Origin of the sequence: Campylobacter sp. BCW_4341 (assembly GCF_001764255.1) — a bacterium.
GTDB classification, from domain to species: Bacteria; Campylobacterota; Campylobacteria; order Campylobacterales; family Campylobacteraceae; genus Campylobacter_D; species Campylobacter_D jejuni.
Genome location: NZ_MKAH01000007.1, coordinates 17,721 through 36,124, shown reverse-complemented (window position 1 = coordinate 36,124; position 18,404 = coordinate 17,721). Strand labels below are relative to the sequence as shown.

Genomic DNA, 18,404 nt, shown 5'->3' with positions numbered 1-18,404 from the left:
AGTTCTAATTCTATTAAAAACTATTTTAAATTCAGCATAAAAACCAAACTTTAAAGATATAATTGTATCAAACCAACAATAAAAAAGGATAAATAATGCAAGAAAAAACAATTTTTGAACTCATAGTTGAAGGTAAACTTCCATGCAATAAAGTACTTGAAAGTGACGATTTTCTAGCATTTCATGATATTGCACCCAAAGCACCCATACATATACTTATAATCCCTAAAAAACATTTTAAAGACTTTCAAGAATTTGATCCTGAACTTATGGCCAAAATGACAAGTTTCATACAAGAACTAGCTGTTCTTTTAGGCGTAGATAAAAGTGGATATCGCTTGGTAACAAACTGTGGAAAAAATAGTGGACAAGAAGTTTTTCATTTGCATTTTCATATGCTTGGAGGTTTTGAACTGCCTAAGGAAAAAACAAAAAAAGAAAATCCTCAAGCTTTATTTTAATTTAAATGGTAGAAAAACTACCATTTAAACTATTTTGTCAAAGGTAGCAACATTCCCTCATATAATTTTTGATAAATTTCATCACCGCATAACTTTTTAGCTAGTTCTAAACCAAAAAGAATTGCCGTAGCTGGACCTGCTGAAGTTATAACATTTTTATTTACAACTACAGCCTTGTTAACACGATTTCCATTAAGTCCAACTTCACAACTAGGATAGCAAGCAAACTCGCCCTCTAAAACACCTGCTTCATTTAAGACTATAGGAGAAGCACAGATTGCGGCAACAATTTTATTGTTGCTATGAAGTTGTTTAATGATATTTAAAATAATATTTGAATTCTTAAGATTCATCATACCTTCAAAACCACCCGCCAAAGCAATGGCATCTAAATTTTCTATATCAACATCCTCTATAGAATAATCTGCTTTTACACTAATGCCATTAGCACCCTTTACTAATAACTCACTATTTAGCGAAGCTATAACAACTTCCAAATCTGGATTTAATTCTCTTGCTCGTTTTAAAACATCTGCAATTCCTATAAATTCAGCTTCTTCAAAACCTTGAGCCAATGGAATTAATACTTTTTTACTCATTTTGTTCTCCTTTTTTATATTTTTTAAATCTTTCTTCTCTTTCTTTGTTTTTTTGCATCATTTGATGATTGAATCCTATGACCAAAACAATCATTAAAAACACAAAAATAGCTATTAGAATGAAATCTAAAATTTCCATAAATACAACCTTATTTTTAGGAAATTCTAACATATTTTTTTAAATCTTTAGAGAAAATTCAAAGATATTTCTATAAAATCTTTTTTTAAATAATTTCTCTGAAAAGGTTTACAAATTGAATCAGAAAAATATAAGAATTTTTGTTTTTTTTGTTATTATTATTTTATGGGGCTATTTTTCTTTCCCGATAGAAATATTAAAAATTCAAGATCCTAGTGGAGTTGTAAGCTATGGCTATACAGAAAACGCAAAAGCTTATTTAAAAAGTTATCTTATTACGCTTTTATTAACTGCTTGTGCTGTTATTATCGGAGTGATTATTGGTTTTAGCTTAGCTATTTTACGCTTCTCTAAATTTAAAACACTTAATTTTATTATAGATGAATATATAGACATTATACGAGGAACACCAGTAATTTTACAATTGATGATTTTTGCTTTTGTAATTTTTACTTTTATAGATAACCTTTATGCAGCCATTCTTGCACTAGGACTTAATAGCTCGGCTTATATAGCAGAAATTGTAAGAAGTGGCATTAATAGTGTGGATAAAGGACAAATGGAAGCTGCAAGAGCAATGGGACTTGATTACAAAACTTCAATGAAAGAAATTATTCTTCCTCAGGCTACTAAAAACATTCTACCTGCATTAGCTAATGAATTTATTTCTTTATTTAAGGAAACTTCTGTTGTAGGATTTATTAGTGTTGTTGATATTACCATGCAAAGTCAAAGCTTGCAAGCCGTACTTTACAATCCAAAACCTATTATTTTCACTGGACTTGTTTATTACGTAAGTGTAAAAATTTTTAGTTATTTTGCAAAAAAACTTGAACTTAGGATGAATAAAAATGATTGAAGTTAAAAATTTACAAAAAAAATATGGAGAATTAGAAGTTTTAAAAAATATTAACACTACAATCTCAAAAGGCGATGTAATAGCTATCATAGGTCCAAGTGGAGGCGGAAAAAGTACATTTTTACGCTGCATCAATCGCTTAGAAGTAGCTGATAGTGGGGAAATTTTAATCAATAGGCAAAACATACTTGATAAAGAAATTGATATTAATAAGATCAGGCAAAAAGTTAGCATGGTATTTCAGCATTTTAATCTTTTTGCTAATAAAAATGTTATGGAAAATTTATGTTTAACGCCCATTAAAACAGGAATTTTAAGTCAAGAAGAAGCCATAAAAAAAGCAAAAATACTTCTTGCTAAGGTGGGTTTAGCAGACAAAGAAAATATAATGCCCCATAAGCTCTCTGGTGGACAAAAACAACGCATAGCTATTGCTAGAAGCTTGATGATGAATCCTGATGTTATTTTATTTGATGAGCCTACTTCAGCTCTAGATCCTGAAATGATAGGCGAGGTTCTAAGCATTATGAAAGATGTTGCAAAAGAAGGTTTAACTATGCTTGTGGTAACCCATGAAATGGGTTTTGCTAGAAATGTTGCCAATCGTATATTTTTTATGGATAAAGGAAAAATTGCTGTTGATGCAAGCCCTAAAGAAGTATTTGAAAATCCTAGCAATGAAAGATTGAGAGAATTTTTAAACAAGGTTTTAAATCATTCATAAGCCATTAAGGCTTATGAATTTTAATCCCAACATTCAGCGTTTTTAATTCCAAGTTTACTAGCGTTAAATTTAGGATCTATACCAGATTTTTGTTGCGTATTAAAATCTTTTAAAACTTTATTTACTATACCACCTAAAAGCAATAAAGATATAATATTTGTCGTTGCCATGAAAGCCATAGTCAAATCAGCCAAATTCCAAGCAAGTTTTAAATTCATTTGCGAGCCTATAAAAATCATAGCTACAGCTGTAATTCTAAACAAATTCATTACAAATTTGGAATTTGTTAAATATTTAACATTAGCTTGAGCATAATAATAATTTCCTATTAAAGAAGTTATTGCAAAAAGAACAATAGCTATAGTAATAAAATGGATTCCAAAGCTACCATAATACTCACGCATAGCTTCTTGAACTAAAGGCATTCCACCATCGATTTTACTTTCTCCAAGTCCTAAATATGCCATAGAAAAAAGAACTAAAAATCCAGAACTTGTACAAACAACAACATCAATTAAAACTGAAAAGGCTTGTATAACACCTTGTTTAGCTGGATGACTTGTCAAAGCTGCTGCAGCTGCATTAGGTGCCGAGCCCATACCTGCTTCATTTGAAAAAAGTCCTCTTTTAATCCCTATAACTAAAGCAGAACCAGCAAAACCACCAAAAATCGCTTTAAAATCAAAAGCACTTTGTAAAATCATATGAACCACAGAAGGAATTTTATCAAAATTCATTAAAACAGCAATCACGGCAAGTAAAACATAAGCTAAAGCCATAAAAGGAACAATTAAAGAACTAATTTTACCTATTTTAGTATGGTGAGAAAAAAACATCCATGCACCAAAAATAGTTAAAACAATACCAATAATCATTGGCCAAGAACTTGATGCAAAATCTACAGCAGCATTTGGATTAAACATATTATAATAAACTTTAAAAGACGAAGTCATTGTTTGACTTTGAAGTCCGTTAAATCCATAAGCATAAGTAATAATAAGAATAAAAGCAAAAAAAGCTCCAAAAAAATGTGAGCCTAAGGCTTTTTTTATATAATAAGCTGGACCACCTTTAAACCCGCCTGTATCATCTTTTGATTTGTAAACTTGAGCTAAGGTACTTTCAGCAAATGCTGAGGCACCACCAAAAAATGCCATAACCCACATCCAAAATAAAGCACCAGCGCCACCTGTAGCCAATGCCAAAGAAATTCCAGCGATATTTCCTATACCAACTCTAGAAGCAGTTGAGATCATCAATGCTTGAAAAGGTGAAATATGTTCTTTAGTGTGTCCTTCGTTTTTTTCTGTAAGAATTTTAAATACAGAACTCAACATACGAAACTGAACAAAGCGAGTTAAAAAACTATAATAAAGCCCACAAACAATAAGTAAAACTACCATAATAATGTCTGTATTTGGGACAATCTTATTAGCTATAATATCAGACGCTTTATTGGCAAAATCTAGTATAATATCTAAATTCATCCAAACTCCTCAAAAAATAATCTAAATTTTACTTTAACATAATTTTTATAAAAAGGACTTTATGATTTTATTTGTTTTAAGTTATTGTGTAAATTTGAAACTTTTAAGAAACAAAATTGCTAAAATTTTGTCTTAAAGCTTCATAAGAGATTATACCAACGCTTGTAGCTAAATTTAAACTTCTTCCATAAGATTTCATAGGTATAGTTATAGCATTTTCCCAATTTAATTGCATTAATTCCATAGGTAAGCCATAACTCTCACTTCCAAAGAATAAGAAATCATTTTTTTGAAATTCTGCATCAAAATAAGCTTTTTGACTCTTAGTTGTTGCGAAAAAAAAGCGATTTTTATAAATCATATTTTCATTTAAAAATTCTTCAAGATTCTCCCAAATAATAGGCTCTAATTTATCCCAGTAATCAAGTCCTGCTCTTCTAACAGCCTTTTGAGAAATATCAAAAACAGTTGGTTTAACAATATGAAGTTTAAAACCAGCATTAAAACACATTCTACCTATACTACCTGTATTTTGCGGTATTCTAGGGTGAACTAAAACTATATTAAACATGTTTATACTAGAACTCTTTGAATGTTAGGGTTTAATTTTACTAAAATTTCATAGTTAATAGTATGAAAAAAATCAGCCCAAATATCAGCATCTTTAAACACGCAAATTTCCTCACCAGAATTTTCACAAGAAAAACTATCCATTGACATCTTTCCAAGTATTACTTTTCCATTTCCAAGCACTAACTCCCCTTTTCCATTGTAACGGAAAAGACCATCAGCATAACCCAAATCATAAGTTGCTACTTCCATATCCTTTGCAGCAGTAAAAATGCCTCCATATCCTATACTCTGTCCTTTTTGTAAAATCCTTTGACTTAATCTATGAGCATACAAACTTAAAACTCTTTTTAAATTTGATTCCCCATATCCAAATTGAACAAGCCCAACTCTACAATATTCATCTTCAGGAATTTTCCCTCTAAATAATGCTGCAGAATTATGCGAATGAAATAATAAATTTGAAAAATATTTTTTTACTATCTTTTTAGCTTTTTGAAAATTTTCTTTTTGAACAAAAAAACTTCCATCCATTTCATCTGCACTAGCAAAATGTGTAAACATTCCAGTAAGTTTTAAATCACTACTTCGAATAAGATTTATAGCATGCTCTAAATTTTCTACACAAATTCCATTGCGATGCATGCCTGTATCTATTTTTAGATGTATTTTTATATCTTGCTTGTATTTTTTTACTTGGGAAATATCATTTAAAGCATAAATAAATCGAGAATTTTCATTACCATGAGGACGGTGTGATAGTATTAATATATTCTCAAAAAATTCTTCGATTTCTTGAGCTTCTTCTTCACTCTTAACAGCAACAAAAGAAACTCCTAAATTTTTGGCTAATGGAGCTAAAAGCTTAGCTCCATGTCCATATGCATTATCTTTAAAAACGCAAATTAATCTTTGAAAACTCCCTATTTTTTTAGCAATATGTCTTAAATTATATTCATAAGCTTTTTGATCAATTTTTATTAAAGACATTTATTGCTCTGCTAAAATTTTCATTTTACCTTTACTATCTATCTTAACGTATAAAATTTTATCGCCTCTAAACTGATAGTTTTTAGTGTAATAATCCTCATAAAATGAAATTCTATACATAGTTTCATTTTCTAAATTCGGATAAGGGCTGATATTAATATCTGAAAATTTAATCTTTTTATCTTCTTTACGAGAAAAAATAGATTTTTTCATGGAAGCAAACTGTTCAAATTTCATTTTATCAAAACGTTTAAATTCTTGCTCATCATAAAAACTTAAATAGGTATTAGTGTCACTATTTGTCCAAGCTAGTTTCCATGTAAAAAGATCAGCCAATAAACTAGCTATTTGATCCTTTTTAGCTCTAATTTTTTCTTTTTCTTCTGTCATAACAAAAACTTTTTTGTCTTGCACAACTTGTGCAAATTTCTCCAAATTATTATTAAATAAAGCAATACACCCTCTTGTTTTAAATTCATCAAGTCTAGAACCATCTAAAGGATAGCCATGGATCCAAATACCACCACCTGTTTTTCCTTGTACTTTATCAAGTAAATTTGGATAAGTTGTAGCAAAAGCAAAGGGACCATAATAAGGATCACCTGGGTTAAACTTACGGCCTAACTCATAAAAACCTACTGGCGTTTTCAAATCTCCTTCTATTTTTTTATCACCCATTAATCCAGTTATTATTTCTTTTTGTTCAAAATCTTTTCTTATTTTTCCATCCTCGTAAGAATAAACACGGAGAATTTTATCTGTTTTATTTGCAAGCACGATAGCAACATTATCATCATAATATCCGAGTGAAATATTTTTATCTCCTATTTCACTTAACCAAAAATCCTTTTGAGTTAATTCTTTTTCAATCGCTACGCCAACAGCATCTAATCCTTGATTGAGATAAATTTTAACAAGATCTGAGGCATGCAACATCAATGAAGAAAGTGTAATTAATAAAGTAAGTCGTTTTAACAATGTTTTTCCTTAGGTATTTCAAAATTTTTTAAGTCAAAAATGTTTGTGATTATAATATTTTTTTTCTTAAAAAATATTAATTATATTAATAATGCGACCTTATTTATGATATAATTTTTATAAATCATAAAGGCTTGTTTTAAAAGGTTGTCTATGGTGGTAAGAAATTTTTTATAGAAATATCTTTTTAGGCATTTTGTTTTTAGCTTTTTATGTATTATATGATAAAAAGAAAGTATATTTAGCTTAAATACATGCCAAGATCTAGCTTGTGACTTAAATTTACAAGATTGTGTTTTTCTTTTAATAAAAAAATATTGAAGTTTCAGCCTACCCAAAACCTATAAAAATTTTCAATAAAACTACTATAAAAATTAAAAATTCTCCTCATTATTCTAATTTAAAGATTAAAATTTATAGTTTAAATTCCTAAATTTATATAGTTAATGGTGATATTCTTATAAATTTTATAGATGGAAGTATTACCAATGATTCTAGATTTAGGGTTGAATTTTTAGACAATAATACTCCAACTGGTTTTTTCTTTGATTGTGATGTTACTATGCAAAAAATTTTCAAACAGGTAACACACATTGAAAGATTTTAAAAAATTTATATTCAAATAAAAATATTTTTTGATATAATGAACAAATGTTTAATGTTATAAAAATAAGGATGCAATATGAAAAAAATTCTTCTCTTAGGCGCTCTTTTTGCTGTAAATCTTTGGGCTGTTAATGATATAGAGGTAAAAAATGCCTTTGTAAAACAAACTCCACCTCATGCGCAAAATAGTGCTATTTTTCTTACCATTTTTAATAATACTGATAAAGATATTGCTTTAATAGGTGTCAAAAGCGATATCAGTGAAGCAAGTGAACTGCATACACATATACATAAAGATGGAAAAATGATGATGCAAAAAATTCCTGAAATTATTATAAAAGCTCATTCAAGCACAGAACTTAAATCAGGAAGTTACCATATAATGCTTTTAAAACTAAAAAAACCTATTATTAAAGATACGAAGGTAAAGTTAGATTTAAAATTTAATAATCACAAAACCATAGAGTTAAAAAATATTGATTCTAAAGAATTTTAATTAATGAGAAAAATTATTTTTATCCTAGCTTTTGCTTTTGTTATTGCTACTTTATATATTATTTTTGATTTTTATATAATAAAAGATTCTCAAAAAATAACAAAAGCTGATTTTTCCACCCCATTGACTTGCGATCTTAATGTTAAAGACTGCACATATAGTTTTAATAATAAAGAAGTCTTAATTTCCCTAAATCCCAAACCCTTACAATCTTTAGATGTTACAAATCTAAAGATTGTAAATCTAGGAAATTATAACAACTTAGGAATTAAAATTTATGGATTAAATATGTATATGGGTGAAATTAAGCCTAAAATACATCGATTAAATTTAACAGACTATGAAAGCAAAATAGTTCTTGCTACTTGTGTTTTAGATACTATGCGTTTTAGGATAGAATTTATGGATAATAATAAACCCATAGGGTTTTATTTTGATTTTGAGCTAAAAAAATGAAAAAAAATATTATTTTATTTATAGTTATAGTTGCCATTATTTTAGGTGTAATATTTTTTATTAAAAATCATCAAAATTCTTATGATTTTATCTTGAAATCAGATTTAAAAGAGGAAGCCACCCTAAAAGATTTTAAAGGAGATAAGCTTATTATCTATTTTGGATACACTTATTGCCCTGATGTTTGTCCAGCAACTCTTAGTTTAGTAGGCAAAGCCTTAAAGCAAATCAATAATCCTAAGGCTCACCTTCTTTTTATTTCTTTAGATCTAAATAGAGATAATAACTTAAGTAATACAAACGAATGGTTACGATACTTTTACCCAAAAGCAGATGCTTTAATTGCAAAAGATGAAAAAACTCTTCAAAAAATAACAAAACAATATAATGTTCAATATCAAAAAATAGATCTAAATGATTCTTTTATGGGTTATTCTATAGCACATAGCAATATGCTTTATCTTATTGATGAAAAAGGTCATTTTTATAAAGAAATTAGCGATTTAAATCCACAAGAAATTTTAAGAGAACTTAGAATTTTTCTAAATTCTCAATAATTATACTTAAGCAAAAAGATCAGTTGAGAGATATCTTTCAGCCGTATCGTTTAGCATAGTTAAAATTCTTTTATCTGGAAATTTCTTTGCTAGCATACTTGCGGCAAATACATTTGCTCCACTTGATATACCTACCATTAAACCACTTTTGGCAAGCTCTTTGGCTGTATTTATAGCATCTTCATTGCTTACTGTGATCACTTCATCTATAACTTCTTTATTTAGAATAGCAGGTATAAAATTCGCCCCTATTCCTTGTATTTTATGGCTTCCCGCTTCACCTTTGCTAAGCAATGGAGAATTTAGAGGCTCGACTCCAACAATATGCACTTTTTCTAATTTTTCTTTTAGTATTTCCCCAACTCCACTAATAGTACCGCCAGTTCCAAAACCAGCTACAAAAATATCAAGTTTATTATCCAAATCTCTTAAAATTTCTAAAGCCGTATTTTTACGATGCGCATTTTTATTTGAAATATTTTCAAATTGAGAAATCATAAAAGAATTTGGAGTATTTAACAATATTTCATTTGCTTTATCAACCGCTCCTTTCATTCCTAAATTCGCAGGAGTTAATTCTAACCTAGCGCCAAAGAGTGTTATCATTTTTCTTCTTTCTAAACTCATAGATTCAGGCATTACAGCAATAAATTTAAGTCCCAAATCTGCACAAATCATAGCCAAAGAAATTCCAGTATTTCCACTAGTTGCTTCAACTATTGTAGTATCTTGATTAATTTTTTTACTATCTAAAGCATCTTTAATCATTTCAAAAGCTGCTCTATCTTTTATAGAATGACTAGGATTTAAAAATTCACATTTAGCAAAAACATTGATACCAAATTTTTTTAAATGCATAATGGGAGTATTTCCTATAAGCTCACTTACTTTTTCATGTACTTTCATAATTTTAATATCCTTTTTTATTTAATAATGATAGTTTTATAAAAGTTTAAAAAAATAAAGTAAATAAAAGATGCAAAATATCCGAATCAATCAAGAAAGAAGGCTAGAATTTATCTAGCCGAAGTTTTATTTTTTCTTTTTGTTGCTTGCTTTTGCAACAGCTTCTTTAAGGTTTTTACCTACCTTAAATTTTGCAACTCTTGTAGCAGGAACTTTAATTGTTTTTCCTGTGCTTGGTACTCTAGCTTCTCTAGCAGCTCTTTCTTGAGTTGAAAAAGTACCAAAACCAATAAAACTGATGCTATCACCTTTAGCTAAAACATCAGTAATAGTAGAAATAACTGCATCAGTAGCAGTAGTAGCGTCTTTTTTTGTTAGCCCAGCTGTTTGAGCAACTAATGAAATGAAATCTGCTTTAGTCATAAAAGCTCCTTTGTTTTAATTGAAACGCCTAATTTTAGCATATTTAAAAAACAATATCAAGTAAAAAACAGCTTTTTTTAAGTTTTTTTCAAAAAACTTTATTATTTTTTCTTATATCTTTCAAATTCTCCGCTATTATCAATTTCATTACCAATTTTCTCGTATAAATCATAATAAAATTTAATAAATTCTTTACACTTAGGCATAATAGGAAGAAAAATATCATCTTCAATTTCACAAAATCTACTTAAAAACTCTTTTGCATCAAGTCTTAAAGCATAGTGTTTTGCCAATTCATGATAATTTTTTAAAGTTAGTTCTTTAAATTTTTCATAATGCCCTAAATCAAAATTTATCTTCAAATTATTATTTTCAAAAATCAATACTTCACTTTCAAAAAGCAAACTAAGATGAATAAGTCCTTCTGTATAATAAGGTCTAACTTCATCAACCCTTTGCCAAGAAATAAGTCCAATAGCCCTTTTTATAAGTTCATGAAAAACAGGCATTATCAAGTCATCTTGTTCGTGATAAAAGAAATTTATAAGTCCACCTGTAGTAGCTTTATATTCTTCTATATTTTTAAAAAAACCACTCTGATTCATTGTTTTTTCAGTATCATTAGCAATAAAAAATATATGACCAAATTCATGGCCTATAGTTGATACTTCATAAACCCTTTTCCAAATTTTTTCCTGATAAAATAAAATATTTCTTCCAAAATCTAAAAATTCTTTATCAAAAATCTCGCTAGAAATTTTCATAAAAGGCTTTGTTTTAGCATTTTCATATACAAAATTTATAAAGGCAAATATTTTTTTGCCCGCCTTAGAACTTACAAACTCATCATTTGGAACGACTTGAGCTGAGAATAAACCTTTAAGTTCAGCACCATAAAATATCATCGGAGTGCAAATATAAAGTTGAGTTTTTTCTATATTAGATAAAACTTCTTTTTCTAATTCACAATCTTCAAGTCCTATATTTTTATAAACATGTTCAAAACTTTCCTTAATTTCACTACCAAATTTCAAAACATCAAAATCATTCTCATCTTCTATTCTTATATCCCATTCTAATGCCACCGCATGAGTATAATTATCTTCATAATATTCTAAAGGATGTCCCACTTGTAAAGGTGATTTTACTTTCATCCAAGCAAATTCAGCTTCTTGCCAAGCTTTTATAACTCTATCTTCATCTTTTTCGCAAAACGCTAATTTTAATTTTTCAAAATATTCTATATAAGCTTTTTCCTCTTCGTTGCTAGCAAATATTTTTAGCTGATCAATCATATTTTCAAAAGCAAATTCTAATTTTAAAATTTCATTCTCGAAAAATCTCGCATAAGGAACAAATTTCCATAAATTTCCTATTCTAACTAAAACACCATAGCTTCGCTCACAAATTTCTCCTTCTGAAGTTTTTTGATATAAACGATTTTTACGCAAAAATTCCATTGCATCATCTAAATTTGGAAATTGAGTAGATAAAATTTTATTATTTTTTTCTATAATTTCTTTAGTCCAAGAAATTTCAAAAATATTCATAATTAAACCTATATTATGCACTCCTTGTATTAAGGACTGATAAAAATTATTTAAAAGCTTTTTCTCTTTTATTTCATTAATTAAATTTTGATGTTCTTTTTCATAAAACTTTCTAATCTCTTCATAGAACTTATGTTTTAACTCTATAATCTTATCTTCCTTAAAGTTGTTTTTTTTCCATTCTTGAACTAAATTTTCTTCTTTTAAATCAACCAAACGCCTAAGTATGGCTAGCATAGTTGTTTTATCTTGTTTTAATTCGCTTAAAGAAATCAAAGATCTAAAATACTCGCCCACATCTTCTTTGTCTAAAAACTCATATAACGCATTATTTCTTTCTTTGTATTTTCTAACCAATTTAGCTATTTCTTTAAAATTATTCATACTTTTATTCTCCTTTTTAACTTTTTTAATTATAATTCATTTTTTAAAATAAGGAGTAAAAATGAGAGATATGGGAGAACCAAAATTAAAAATTGTAGCCATGCCAAGTGACACAAATCCAGCGGGAAATATTTTTGGCGGATGGATACTTTCACAAATCGATTTAGCAGGAGCTATCGCAGCAAGAGAACTTTCTCCTGAACGCGTTGTAACCATCTCTATGGATAAAGTAGTTTTTAAAGAACCTGTTTTTATAGGCGATATAATTTCTTGTTACTCTAAAGTTGTAAATGTGGGTAACACTTCAATCAGCGTTGAAGTAGAAGTCACAGCTCAAAGAGTGGATTCTCAAGGTTGTACTTCTTGCATTAATGTAACTTCGGCTTTAGTAACTTATGTAAGTGTTACAAGAGATGGAAAGAAAAAGCCTATTAGTGAAGAACTTAAAAGAATTCATGGCTTTTTAAATGCTTAAAGCTTATTTTGTATGATAAAAACTTTATCCTTTAAGCTTATCAGCATTTATTTAAACCGCCACTATTATATTTTTTATCTAGACATTCTTTGAAAAATTCCCCTCTGGTTTTTGGAATTTTTCCTGGATGTTTTTGTTTCATGTGTTCTAAATACTTATCATAACTAGAAAGTCCCACCAAGGGATGAAAAAACCTTTCGGCTTTTTCATAATAATACTTAATTTTTTTGAAATTCATCAATCTTAATATACTTAGTTTCTTTAAGAGGAATTTTAATTTTACCTAAACAAATTCCTATACAAGAAATTATAACAAGCAAGGTGGCTATCATAAAGAACACACAAAGAATTGCATTAAGTAAATTTCCAACTTTACTTTGAGTGGCTATTAAAATTTCTTTTTTAATTGTAGAAATTTCTTTTTCATCTTTAGTATTATTTAATTTAAATTCTAAATCTTTAATTTTTTGACTTTGTATGCTAACGGCGGCTACATGACTTACCGCATTTGCTACTTTATTGCCTTCTTTATAAGGCATAATTTTTTGAATTCCTCCATACAGAGTTGCCACTAAGACAAATACCGCAGGTATTAAAGTAACCCAAGTATATCTTGCCTTGCCCATTTTTACAAGTATAGTTGTAGCAAGAAGCAAAGCCATACCCGCAAGCATTTGATTGCTCACGCCAAAAAGAGGCCAAAGCGTATAAATTCCCCCCTTAGGATCAATGGCGCCTTGATAAAGAAAATATCCCCAACCTGCAACACTTAAAGCCGTAGCCAAAAGTCCAGCTAGATAATTATGAATATCTCCTAAAGGTTTATAAACATTACCCAGTATATCTTGCACCATAAAACGACAAGCCCTTGTTCCAGCATCTACCGCTGTTAAAATAAATAAAGCTTCAAACAATATAGCAAAATGATACCAAAAAGCCATCAAATCCACGCCGCCAAAAAGTTCATGCAAGATCAAAGCTACACCTATAGCAAAAGTTGGAGCTCCACCTGTTCTTGAAAGTATAGTATGCTCTCCTATATTTGTAGTCAAAGCAATAATTTCTTCAGGAGTAATGCTAAATCCCCAACTTGAAATAGTTTGTGCTACACTTACAACATCTGTTCCTATCAAAGCAGAGCTTGAGTTTATAGCAAAATAAAGACCTGGATGTAAAATACAAGCACAAATTAAAGCCATAATCGCCACAGCACTTTCAGCAAGCATAGAGCCATATCCAACAGCTAAGGCGTGAGTTTCGTTTTCAAGCATTTTAGGAGTAGTTCCACTAGAAATCAAAGCATGAAAACCACTGATCGCACCACAAGCAATGGTAATAAATAAAAATGGAAATACTCCACCTGCAAATACTGGACCTGTTCCATCAAAATACTGAGTATTTGCTTTTGGCATTTGCAAATCAGGAGCAACCAAAACAATAGCTACAGCCATTACCACAATAACACCGATTTTCAAAAAAGTTGAAAGATAATCTCTTGGAGCAAGTAAAAACCACACAGGTAAAACAGAAGCAATAAAGCCATAAGCCATCATAACAACTGCTAAAGTTGGAGCTTCTAAAGTAAATATTTTAGCCCAATAAGGATCAGCAGCTACAACGCTACCATAATGAATAGCCAAAATTAAAAGCACAAAACCTATTATAGAAGCCTCCCCTACTCTACCTGGGCGGATAAAACGCATATAAATTCCCATAAATATTGCTATAGGAATAGTCATTGAGATAGTAAATAAACCCCATGGAGATTCTGCTAAAGCTTTTACAACCACCATAGCTAAAATGGCAATAATAATAAGCATAATGCCAAAAATCGCCACCATAGCAACTCCACCTGTAAATTTACCCATCTCATCCTTAATCATCTCGCCAAGACTTCTACCTTTTCTACGAGTAGATATAAAAAGAACAACAAAATCATGCACAGCACCCGCTAAAACTCCTCCTACTAAAATCCAAAGCATAGAAGGCAAATATCCCATTTGAGCAGCCAAGATAGGTCCTACTAATGGACCTGCTCCTGCAATAGCAGCAAAATGATGTCCAAATAATACAGCCTTATTTGTAGGCACAAAATCACGCCCATCATTTTCTACAAGCGCCGGTGTTGCGCGATTTTTATCAAGTTCTAAAACCTTATAAGCTACAAAATGCCCATAAAATCTATATCCTATCATATAAATACATACAGCAGCAACCACCAAATAAATCGCTGATACACTTTCGCCATTTTGTAAAGCTAAATAACCAAAACAAATAGCGCCTAAAGTTGCAACAAGCAACCATAAAATTTTAGTACTTAACTGAGTCATATTTCTCCTAAGAAAATAAAATATTTTCAAAGAATAACAGATTTATAGATTAAATTGTATAGAAAGATGTTTAGTTTTTTCACATTTTTAAAAAATATATATTTTTTGTTTCTTTAAGTAGCATAAAAATGAAAAGCTTAAAAACAATCTTTAAGCTTTTTTAATCTAAATAAAGAGAGAATTTACACTTTCGTTATGATAAACACGACGTATTACTTCAGCAAAAACAGATGTAACACTTAATACTTTAATATTTGGTAATTGCTCTTTTAAAGGTATGGTATCTGTTACTACAAGCTCATCTAAAGCTCCACTTGCTATTCTCTCATAGGCTTTTCCACTTAAAACTGCATGAGTACAGCAAGCCATAACAGATTTTGCACCTTTTTCTTTTAAAGCTTCTGCAGCTTTAACTATAGTGCCAGCAGTATCAATAATATCATCTACTAGGATAACTTCTTTATCTTTTACATCTCCAATGATGTTCATTACTTCACTTTCATTGGCTTTTTCGCGACGCTTATCAACTATAACTATATCAAGTCCTAAATGCTTTGCAACACTCCTAGCTCTTGCAACACCGCCTATATCTGGACTTCCTATAATAGCATTTTTAAAATGTTTGGCTTTAATATAATCATTAAAAACTATACTTCCATAAAGATTATCTACTGGAATATCAAAAAAACCCTGAATTTGTCCTGCATGCAAATCTATCGTAGCTACGCGATCAATCCCAGCTGCCTGAATCAAATTAGCCACAAGTTTAGCAGTAATTGGCACTCTAGGATTTGCTTTTCTATCTTGTCTCGCATAGCCAAAATATGGGATAATAGCCGTAATCGAATTTGCACTTGAGCGACGCAAAGCATCTGTAAGAATTAAAAGTTCCATTAAATTATCGTTTGTAGGAGCACAAGTACTTTGAATAATAAAAACATCCTTTCCGCGTACACTCTCATCAATTTGAACACTAATCTCCCCATCACTAAACCGTTTTACTCCAGCATCGCTTAAAGGCAGGGAAAGATATTTAGAAACTTGTCTTGCAAATTCCACATTAGCTGAGCCTGAAAAAATTTTATAACCTCGCATAAAAAACCTTAATCAATAAAATTATGAATTAATACAAAGGATTTTAATAAAAAAAATGTTAAAAACTGCTGTAAATTTAAAAAGCTTATATAAAAATATAAGCTTTTTTAAGAAATATAAGCTGTCTTTTTGGCATAATATCTTACCAACATAGAAAGTGAAAAACATATTATAAAATAGATTCCCGCAACAACACCTATCATCGCTAAAATTTCTTCAAAACTTGTTAGTTTTGCCAATATAGTTTTTGAGTTATAAGTAAGCTCAGCTATACCTAAACCCGCTAAATAAGCTGTATCCTTTACAGTGGTTACAATTTGAGATAATAAAGCAGGTACTATTTTTCTAAAAGTTTGTGGTAAAATAATATAAAAAAGAGTAAAAAATTTACCAAAACCTTGAGAATAAGCTGCTTCAAACTGACCTTTTGGTATAGAATTTAATCCACCTCTAATAATTTCAGCCATAACCGAACTCGTATAAAGTGAAAATCCTATAGTACCCCAAAAAGCTTGAGGAAATTGTCCAAAAAATACAGGTAGAACAAAACAAGCTGCAAGCATCCATAATAATAAAGGAGTATTTCTAAAAATATCTATATAGCAAGCTGCTAAAAATTTACTTAATCTATCCCCATAATTTTTAGTTATAGCTAAAAAAGTTCCAAAAACAATCGAAATAATACAAGTTGCTAAGGCTATTTTTAATGTCAGAAATAAACCTTGCATTAAAAATTCAATATTTTGTGCATTAAAAACATTTTCCATTAACAACCCTTTATCTCGTTAAATGTGCTTTTTTTAATTTATTTTCATAAGCCTTTGCAAAATAAGCCAAAGGATAACAAATTATAAAATATAAAACCGCTGCAAATATATAAGCTGGCGCATAATTTCCATAATCAGCTGCATAACTATCAGCAGAATGCATTAACTCAGCTCCACCTACAATAAGCAATACAGAGGTATTTTTGATTAAATTTACCATTTGATTTGTCATCGGTGGTAAAATAATTCTAATGGTTTGAGGTACTATGATATAACGCATTTGTTGAATATAAGTAAACCCTTGAGAAGCAGAAGCTTCAAACTGACCTCTTGGCACAGCCAAAATTCCACTTCTAACCACCTCGCTTACATAAGCTCCGTGATAAGCCCCAACACCCAATACACCAATAGTAAATATATCAAGTCTTATACCTAAAACAGGCAAGGCATAAAACAAAAAGAAAATTTGTATTACCAAAGGAACATTTTGAAAAAGCTCTACGTAAATTCTAGTGTAGGCTCTGATAATTTTAAATCTACTTGTAGCCATAACTCCGCCTATAGTTCCAAAAATTGTAGCTATAAGCAAAGCAAGAATGCTTACTTCTAAAGTATAAATAAAACCATTAATAAAAGCATCTTTATTATCCAAAGCATCTAAAAATTTCCATACCGCAAAAGGGCTTATACTATTTTCATCATATAAACCCCAAGAAGTAAGAATTTGTCTTAAATGTTCAACAAAACCTACACTTTCATTCATATTATAAACCCCATTTTTTCGCTAAAGCATCAATTTCACTTTTATGTTCTTTTACAAAATCATCAACATATTTTGCAAAAGCTGGATCATCCTTTTTGGTTACAATACCATAACTTTGTGGTTCAAAACTATCTGGTAAAATTTCACTTTTATCGTCCACATAACCTAACAATATTGATTTGTCTACAGAAAACCCATCAACTCTTTTAGCATCTAAAGCAGCTTTTATACTTGGATAATCAGGAAATTCACTAAATTTAACATCGACACCAATTTTTTTAGCAGCTTCACCTATAGCTTTTTTTGTAGTTGCAGCTTGAGCTACTCCAATATTTGCACCTTTCATATCAGCTAAAGATTTATAATTTTTTTCTTTTAAAACTAAAAGCCCTATAGCATCTTGATAATAAGGCTCTGAGAAATTATAAATTCTTTTTCTCTCTGGAGTAATAGTAAAAGTTGCTATCACTGCATCTACACTACCATTATCAAGCAAAGGGCCTCTTGTTTTAGCATTAACTGCAACTAGTTTTATTTTTTTATCATCACCTAGTATACTTTTAGCTAGCAATTTGGCAACATCTACTTCGAAACCTTTAATTTCACCTGTTGCTTGATCAAGCAAAGCATAATGTGGAACATCATTTTTAACGCCAACTATTAATTGTCCTTTAGATTTAATAGACTCAAGTTTACCTTCTGCTGCATTAGCATTACTAAATGCAACACAAGCACCTAGAGCAAAAACTGCCAACTTTAACAAAGATTTTCTAAAAACCATTTTTTCTC

General features: G+C 29.7%; 22 protein-coding genes and 1 pseudogene. 8 read left to right on the top strand and 15 right to left on the bottom strand.

Annotation, left to right across the window (positions count from 1 at the left end; all coding sequences use genetic code 11):
- Positions 1–95 precede the first annotated feature (95 nt).
- Entirely contained in the window at positions 96–461 is a 366-nt protein-coding gene (locus AJN70_RS01065; protein WP_002857192.1) for a histidine triad nucleotide-binding protein, read from the top strand.
- Between the two features lie 29 nt (positions 462–490).
- Here AJN70_RS01065 and AJN70_RS01060 read toward each other — a convergent pair whose 3' ends face one another.
- Both AJN70_RS01060 and AJN70_RS01055 read right to left on the bottom strand, forming a co-directional pair.
- Positions 491–1,060, bottom strand: a complete 570-nt coding sequence (locus tag AJN70_RS01060; RefSeq protein ID WP_070210070.1) for a DJ-1 family glyoxalase III — start codon at positions 1,058–1,060, stop codon at positions 491–493.
- A complete protein-coding gene (locus AJN70_RS01055) occupies positions 1,053–1,232 on the bottom strand; it encodes a hypothetical protein (protein WP_079860285.1) in 180 nt (59 codons plus the stop codon). Before AJN70_RS01055 ends, AJN70_RS01060 begins: the two co-directional genes overlap by 8 nt.
- An 82-nt stretch (positions 1,233–1,314) precedes the next feature.
- Here AJN70_RS01055 and AJN70_RS01050 point away from each other — a divergent pair, with 82 nt between their 5' ends.
- Positions 1,315–2,058 (top strand): amino acid ABC transporter permease, encoded by a 744-nt coding sequence (locus AJN70_RS01050; RefSeq protein ID WP_002861598.1) that lies wholly within the window; start codon positions 1,315–1,317, stop codon positions 2,056–2,058.
- A complete protein-coding gene (locus tag AJN70_RS01045; protein WP_070295351.1) occupies positions 2,051–2,782 on the top strand; it encodes an amino acid ABC transporter ATP-binding protein in 732 nt (243 codons plus the stop codon). The genes AJN70_RS01050 and AJN70_RS01045 overlap by 8 nt, the downstream gene beginning before the upstream one ends.
- Positions 2,783–2,802: 20 nt before the next feature.
- Here the strand turns inward: AJN70_RS01045 and AJN70_RS01040 are convergent, their stop codons facing one another.
- From AJN70_RS01040 to AJN70_RS01025, 4 genes are all read right to left on the bottom strand, one after another.
- Complete coding sequence (locus AJN70_RS01040; RefSeq protein ID WP_070295349.1) at positions 2,803–4,269, bottom strand: alanine/glycine:cation symporter family protein; 1,467 nt, start codon at positions 4,267–4,269, stop codon at positions 2,803–2,805.
- Between the two features lie 103 nt (positions 4,270–4,372).
- Complete coding sequence (locus tag AJN70_RS01035; RefSeq protein ID WP_002921721.1) at positions 4,373–4,840, bottom strand: tRNA (cytidine(34)-2'-O)-methyltransferase; 468 nt, start codon at positions 4,838–4,840, stop codon at positions 4,373–4,375.
- Positions 4,841–4,842: 2 nt separating this feature from the next.
- Entirely contained in the window at positions 4,843–5,829 is a 987-nt protein-coding gene (locus AJN70_RS01030) for an alanine racemase (RefSeq protein ID WP_002861602.1), read from the bottom strand.
- Positions 5,830–6,807 (bottom strand): murein L,D-transpeptidase family protein, encoded by a 978-nt coding sequence (locus tag AJN70_RS01025; protein ID WP_004305957.1) that lies wholly within the window; start codon positions 6,805–6,807, stop codon positions 5,830–5,832.
- A gap of 166 nt (positions 6,808–6,973) precedes the next feature.
- Between AJN70_RS01025 and AJN70_RS09765 the strand changes: the two are divergent.
- The 4 genes and pseudogenes from AJN70_RS09765 to AJN70_RS01005 all read left to right on the top strand — a co-directional run bounded on the left by AJN70_RS09765 (position 6,974) and on the right by AJN70_RS01005 (position 8,922).
- A pseudogene (locus tag AJN70_RS09765) lies at positions 6,974–7,404 on the top strand (hypothetical protein).
- Positions 7,405–7,489: 85 nt separating this feature from the next.
- Entirely contained in the window at positions 7,490–7,909 is a 420-nt protein-coding gene (locus AJN70_RS01015; protein ID WP_002861604.1) for a copper chaperone PCu(A)C, read from the top strand.
- Between the two features lie 3 nt (positions 7,910–7,912).
- Positions 7,913–8,365, top strand: a complete 453-nt coding sequence (locus AJN70_RS01010; RefSeq protein ID WP_070295348.1) for a hypothetical protein — start codon at positions 7,913–7,915, stop codon at positions 8,363–8,365.
- A complete protein-coding gene (locus AJN70_RS01005; protein WP_004305960.1) occupies positions 8,362–8,922 on the top strand; it encodes an SCO family protein in 561 nt (186 codons plus the stop codon). Before AJN70_RS01010 ends, AJN70_RS01005 begins: the two co-directional genes overlap by 4 nt.
- Before the next feature lie 6 nt (positions 8,923–8,928).
- Here AJN70_RS01005 and cysM read toward each other — a convergent pair whose 3' ends face one another.
- The 3 genes from cysM to ciaB form a co-directional block, all read right to left on the bottom strand.
- Complete coding sequence (gene cysM, locus AJN70_RS01000) at positions 8,929–9,828, bottom strand: cysteine synthase B (protein ID WP_002861607.1); 900 nt, start codon at positions 9,826–9,828, stop codon at positions 8,929–8,931.
- A 126-nt stretch (positions 9,829–9,954) separates the two neighbouring features.
- Complete coding sequence (locus tag AJN70_RS00995) at positions 9,955–10,251, bottom strand: HU family DNA-binding protein (protein WP_002861608.1); 297 nt, start codon at positions 10,249–10,251, stop codon at positions 9,955–9,957.
- A gap of 101 nt (positions 10,252–10,352) precedes the next feature.
- Entirely contained in the window at positions 10,353–12,185 is a 1,833-nt protein-coding gene (ciaB, locus tag AJN70_RS00990; protein WP_070295346.1) for an invasion protein CiaB, read from the bottom strand.
- Positions 12,186–12,246: 61 nt separating this feature from the next.
- Here ciaB and AJN70_RS00985 point away from each other — a divergent pair, with 61 nt between their 5' ends.
- Positions 12,247–12,660, top strand: a complete 414-nt coding sequence (locus AJN70_RS00985) for an acyl-CoA thioesterase (protein WP_002853544.1) — start codon at positions 12,247–12,249, stop codon at positions 12,658–12,660.
- A gap of 40 nt (positions 12,661–12,700) precedes the next feature.
- Here AJN70_RS00985 and kcuS read toward each other — a convergent pair whose 3' ends face one another.
- From kcuS to peb1A, 6 genes are all read right to left on the bottom strand, one after another.
- Complete coding sequence (gene kcuS, locus AJN70_RS00980) at positions 12,701–12,898, bottom strand: KCU-star family selenoprotein (protein WP_002891935.1); 198 nt, start codon at positions 12,896–12,898, stop codon at positions 12,701–12,703.
- Positions 12,879–14,990, bottom strand: a complete 2,112-nt coding sequence (locus AJN70_RS00975) for a carbon starvation CstA family protein (RefSeq protein ID WP_070295344.1) — start codon at positions 14,988–14,990, stop codon at positions 12,879–12,881. The genes kcuS and AJN70_RS00975 overlap by 20 nt, the downstream gene beginning before the upstream one ends.
- Before the next feature lie 165 nt (positions 14,991–15,155).
- Complete coding sequence (locus tag AJN70_RS00970; RefSeq protein WP_002861611.1) at positions 15,156–16,085, bottom strand: ribose-phosphate pyrophosphokinase; 930 nt, start codon at positions 16,083–16,085, stop codon at positions 15,156–15,158.
- 107 nt (positions 16,086–16,192) lie between these two features.
- Complete coding sequence (locus tag AJN70_RS00965; protein WP_004305969.1) at positions 16,193–16,852, bottom strand: amino acid ABC transporter permease; 660 nt, start codon at positions 16,850–16,852, stop codon at positions 16,193–16,195.
- A 10-nt stretch (positions 16,853–16,862) separates the two neighbouring features.
- Positions 16,863–17,615: an amino acid ABC transporter permease gene (locus tag AJN70_RS00960; RefSeq protein ID WP_002853332.1), complete on the bottom strand. Its 753-nt coding sequence runs from the start codon at positions 17,613–17,615 to the stop codon at positions 16,863–16,865.
- Between the two features lies 1 nt (position 17,616).
- Positions 17,617–18,396: a bifunctional adhesin/ABC transporter aspartate/glutamate-binding protein PEB1a gene (peb1A, locus tag AJN70_RS00955; RefSeq protein WP_004305972.1), complete on the bottom strand. Its 780-nt coding sequence runs from the start codon at positions 18,394–18,396 to the stop codon at positions 17,617–17,619.
- Positions 18,397–18,404 lie beyond the last annotated feature (8 nt).

Bases quoted from the DNA above. Each gene is read 5' to 3' on its own strand.
- AJN70_RS01065 (WP_002857192.1), top strand. From the start codon at position 96: ATGCAAGAAAAAACAATTTTTGAACTCATAGTTGAAGGTAAACTTCCA.
- AJN70_RS01060 (WP_070210070.1), bottom strand. From the start codon at position 1,060: ATGAGTAAAAAAGTATTAATTCCATTGGCTCAAGGTTTTGAAGAAGCT.
- AJN70_RS01055 (WP_079860285.1), bottom strand. From the start codon at position 1,232: ATGTTAGAATTTCCTAAAAATAAGGTTGTATTTATGGAAATTTTAGAT.
- AJN70_RS01045 (WP_070295351.1), top strand. From the start codon at position 2,051: ATGATTGAAGTTAAAAATTTACAAAAAAAATATGGAGAATTAGAAGTT.
- AJN70_RS01040 (WP_070295349.1), bottom strand. From the start codon at position 4,269: ATGAATTTAGATATTATACTAGATTTTGCCAATAAAGCGTCTGATATT.
- AJN70_RS01035 (WP_002921721.1), bottom strand. From the start codon at position 4,840: ATGTTTAATATAGTTTTAGTTCACCCTAGAATACCGCAAAATACAGGT.
- AJN70_RS01030 (WP_002861602.1), bottom strand. From the start codon at position 5,829: ATGTCTTTAATAAAAATTGATCAAAAAGCTTATGAATATAATTTAAGA.
- AJN70_RS01015 (WP_002861604.1), top strand. From the start codon at position 7,490: ATGAAAAAAATTCTTCTCTTAGGCGCTCTTTTTGCTGTAAATCTTTGG.
- AJN70_RS01010 (WP_070295348.1), top strand. From the start codon at position 7,913: ATGAGAAAAATTATTTTTATCCTAGCTTTTGCTTTTGTTATTGCTACT.
- AJN70_RS01005 (WP_004305960.1), top strand. From the start codon at position 8,362: ATGAAAAAAAATATTATTTTATTTATAGTTATAGTTGCCATTATTTTA.
- cysM (WP_002861607.1), bottom strand. From the start codon at position 9,828: ATGAAAGTACATGAAAAAGTAAGTGAGCTTATAGGAAATACTCCCATT.
- AJN70_RS00995 (WP_002861608.1), bottom strand. From the start codon at position 10,251: ATGACTAAAGCAGATTTCATTTCATTAGTTGCTCAAACAGCTGGGCTA.
- ciaB (WP_070295346.1), bottom strand. From the start codon at position 12,185: ATGAATAATTTTAAAGAAATAGCTAAATTGGTTAGAAAATACAAAGAA.
- AJN70_RS00985 (WP_002853544.1), top strand. From the start codon at position 12,247: ATGAGAGATATGGGAGAACCAAAATTAAAAATTGTAGCCATGCCAAGT.
- kcuS (WP_002891935.1), bottom strand. From the start codon at position 12,898: ATGAATTTCAAAAAAATTAAGTATTATTATGAAAAAGCCGAAAGGTTT.
- AJN70_RS00975 (WP_070295344.1), bottom strand. From the start codon at position 14,990: ATGACTCAGTTAAGTACTAAAATTTTATGGTTGCTTGTTGCAACTTTA.
- AJN70_RS00970 (WP_002861611.1), bottom strand. From the start codon at position 16,085: ATGCGAGGTTATAAAATTTTTTCAGGCTCAGCTAATGTGGAATTTGCA.
- AJN70_RS00965 (WP_004305969.1), bottom strand. From the start codon at position 16,852: ATGGAAAATGTTTTTAATGCACAAAATATTGAATTTTTAATGCAAGGT.
- AJN70_RS00960 (WP_002853332.1), bottom strand. From the start codon at position 17,615: ATGAATGAAAGTGTAGGTTTTGTTGAACATTTAAGACAAATTCTTACT.
- peb1A (WP_004305972.1), bottom strand. From the start codon at position 18,396: ATGGTTTTTAGAAAATCTTTGTTAAAGTTGGCAGTTTTTGCTCTAGGT.